Below are 3156 nucleotides of genomic sequence, written 5' to 3' on the forward strand. Positions count from 1 at the left end.
TCACATTATTATTATCGCAATCTAAAATAAGGTGCGCTTCATGCCATGACTCATCTATTTGCTGATAAAGATACTGACCTAGGTGTTGCGGGATGTTTTTAATGTCGGGTTGCATTTGCTGTCCTTAGCGTTACTTTACATCATTAATCATTGCTCAATGAGTACGACGATTGATTTACCTTGCTCAGCCGCATCTCTAAAGGTTACAAAGTACTTGTCTCGAACTAGCTCATACGCTTCGGGGTTTACTTCGTCGATACCATCTTGCTCAATTTCAGCAATAATTTGCTGACCTTCCAAATTGCTAATATCGAAGTCGTATTTTTCTTCCATTATGGTATATAAATCTTTGACCATATCAGCAGGAAAAAACCCGAAAGTACCGCTAATATCAGCGTCAGGTGGTAGCAGCTTATGAGGGAAAAAGTTAAAACTAGCAATAAGTAATAAGCGGCTATTACCAGCGATGGCATCCCACAATTGCAGTGCTGGCTCAAAGCCGCGCAGGTTTATTTCGATTGACTGCCAATGAATGGCTTCTTCTTCAGTAATTTCCAGTAACTGTTGGTATTTGCTTTCATCATCACCGTTAAGCGAGGTCGGGTAACTTTCTTCGTCAATAAGTAATAAGTGAATTAAGCTGCTCATAGGTAATAGGCTCGTGTTGTGTGATTAGCGAACTAATCAATTAAAAATAAGGGTAGATAAAGTGAATTGGTTTGGCATTGCCAGCCGTGCAGGTCTTTGCCTAATTTAGCCATAGTAAGCGCATTTAAACAGATAAAGCCTTCTTCCATATCTTTGTAATCACCAAATTTGCATTCATCAGTATGCCATTTTATGGCTTTATCAATACTGGCTTGCCAAAGTGTTATATCGGCTGATGTTAAAGCAGAAATCGCTTCGATTAACGGGAGGATATACTGTAATACATCTTTATCCTTGGTGTTTTTGGTTTCAAGTAAGGCGGCATCAATATCGCTTTGCTCAGGTGTGCCACCTGTAACAATATTTTTTAATAATTCAACATATTGGAGTTTGGCTTGATGTTGAACACTCGATAGTTTTATTTCACTGTGTTTAAGTTTTTCTAAAACTTCCTGCTCAGCAAAAAGAAGAACAATATTGAGATCTTGTTGAATAGTCCAATCGTTATGACTTGTTTTTAACTCAGGGTCAAAACCTCGTAAAAATGCAAAAGGTGCTGCTTTTTCGAAGTATGATTTAGTTTCAGGGAAATTTTCTAATACATAGTATGCATATGCTAATTCAATATATTTATTAGCTACCACAAAGGTGGCTTGCTGCCTCACTTCTATATAAACAGAATTGTCTAGTATTTGAGGTGTTCGCTTAGTTAAAACAATAGGAGCACGTTTAAATAGTCGCTCAAAGTCAATTTCACATTTATTTAAATTTAACATTAAAATTTCTCTACGGTAAAGGTTGTAATTTTCCACCAATTATTTTGCCGTTATCTTCAACAGCTTCGATAACTAATTTACTTATTTTTGGATCGCCATCTTCAATAGCATCGAATAAATTTTCACCTAATTGATTCTGAGCTTGGTATTTTTTAGATTTTTTCATGCTAGCCAGAGTGTTATCAATCCATTTATCAGTCATTTGATCTCCCTTTTTGGCTCCTTTAGTAAGTTTGGCACCAGGTCCTTTAGCTTCTACAATAAAGTATTCTAGCACGTTGCCGTCTTTATCACGCTTAGCCCAAACTTGGTCAAAACCGGGCCCAGGACCAAAACCTAATTCCATTTTCGCAGGTGGCGGTGGCTTAGAAAAGTGTTTTGCCATATATGCACTTGCAGCACGTTCTCCTTTAACCTCGGTCAGCTTCGCTTTAAATGCGCCAATGCGGCTACTAGAATCTTTATCATTAATAGCTTTGGCTAGTTTTTTCTTATATGCCGTTTCATAGTCCGCTAGGTTTTTGTAATGGGCATCAAGAGCAGGGTTTCTTACTAACTTAAGTGCTGACACTTGCGTTGTTACGCCTCGATTGGTACCTGGTTGTAATGCCGCATCGGGCTTGTCAATGCGCTCAATTAATTTAGGTTGCTCAGGCGATACTGTGTGCGATATTGTTTTATCTAGCTGTTTGCGCTTAAGTATATCGGCCATATTAACCAGTGCGCGATTGGCGCTGGCAAGGTGTTTTGATTTACTCGCTGCAGAAGCGGCAACACCCACCCCGCCTGTTAATATCGCTAATAATATTTCAAAGGCCATTACACCAGTTATGCGCTGTTTATCAACGTACGAGTGGGCTTCAATATAGTCATACGGGAAGCGCGCGAGTGTATTGCGGGTGTCTTCATCGTCCATTAAGGCGAGTAATAATTCAAAGGCATCTGATAATGCACTGGTTGTTTTTTGGCTAAAGGCTAAAATTGTTTCAAGTTCGTGCTTAACCGCGTGTTTATCACCACTTGCAACGGCATCAATCATCCTAAAACAGGCAGAATACACACTGATATTTACATCAATCCCCAATACGATTAAATCAGCGATACCCGTTACAAGGGACTTTGCGCCTTGATACAGGCCCGTTGCGCGTGCACCGGTTTCAATCATCCATTGGGTAAAAAAGTCCTCTTGCTCAAAAATAGCATCGCCAATAGCGGCTTGTTTGCGTATTTCATTAAGCATGGAGGTGAGATGTTGTTTAAAGTCGTTACGCAGTTGGATGAGTTGTTGCTCATCAGCTTGAGTGGTTGCGCGCAGCAAAACATCACTTTTACCTTGCGGTAAATTAGCCAAGGTGGCTACACCGTTTGCCAGTGAGCCGGTATGTTCAATGCCCTCATTATCGATAACGATATAGTCAATACCATCAACGGGTGAGCCATCATCATAAAGGTATTCAAGTTCAAGCTGAGCGAGTGAACCTGCGGATAACGTATTGTCACCCAAATCAAACGCAGTCACTTGGCTAATATTGGCCGGGCTTGCATTGCTTGGTGCCCGCGCTGTTTGTGGGCTGGTTATGTCGTAATCTACCGGGCCATCAAAGGTTATAAATGTGCCATCGAGTGTGAGCACGTTAGTGGCGGTAATATCAACATTACCTTGGCTGTCGAGTTTTATCTCGCCGCCCGCGTTGTGAATAATTAAATCGCCATTGCCAGAGCCATTAGGCAC

2 protein-coding genes and 2 pseudogenes are annotated in these 3156 nt (G+C 40.7%); all 4 read right to left on the minus strand.

Annotated features, from left to right (window positions below):
- Positions 1 to 115, minus strand: a pseudogene (locus P20652_RS19915) (DUF600 domain-containing protein); the annotation flags it as partial.
- A gap of 32 nt (positions 116 to 147) precedes the next feature.
- Positions 148 to 648, minus strand: coding sequence for a hypothetical protein (locus P20652_RS05635; protein WP_008170468.1), 501 nt, complete (start codon positions 646 to 648; stop codon positions 148 to 150).
- Between the two features lie 32 nt (positions 649 to 680).
- Positions 681 to 1424 carry an Imm49 family immunity protein gene (locus P20652_RS05630; protein ID WP_008170470.1) on the minus strand — a complete coding sequence of 248 codons (744 nt, stop codon included), beginning with the start codon at positions 1422 to 1424 and terminating at the stop codon, positions 681 to 683.
- 10 nt (positions 1425 to 1434) lie between these two features.
- Positions 1435 to 3156 (minus strand): annotated as a pseudogene (locus P20652_RS19920) (hypothetical protein); the annotation flags it as partial.

Source organism: Pseudoalteromonas sp. BSi20652, from assembly GCF_000239855.1.
Taxonomy (GTDB): Bacteria; Pseudomonadota; Gammaproteobacteria; order Enterobacterales; family Alteromonadaceae; genus Pseudoalteromonas.

Bases quoted from the DNA above. Each gene is read 5' to 3' on its own strand.
- P20652_RS05635 (WP_008170468.1), bottom strand. From the start codon at position 648: ATGAGCAGCTTAATTCACTTATTACTTATTGACGAAGAAAGTTACCCG.
- P20652_RS05630 (WP_008170470.1), bottom strand. From the start codon at position 1,424: ATGTTAAATTTAAATAAATGTGAAATTGACTTTGAGCGACTATTTAAA.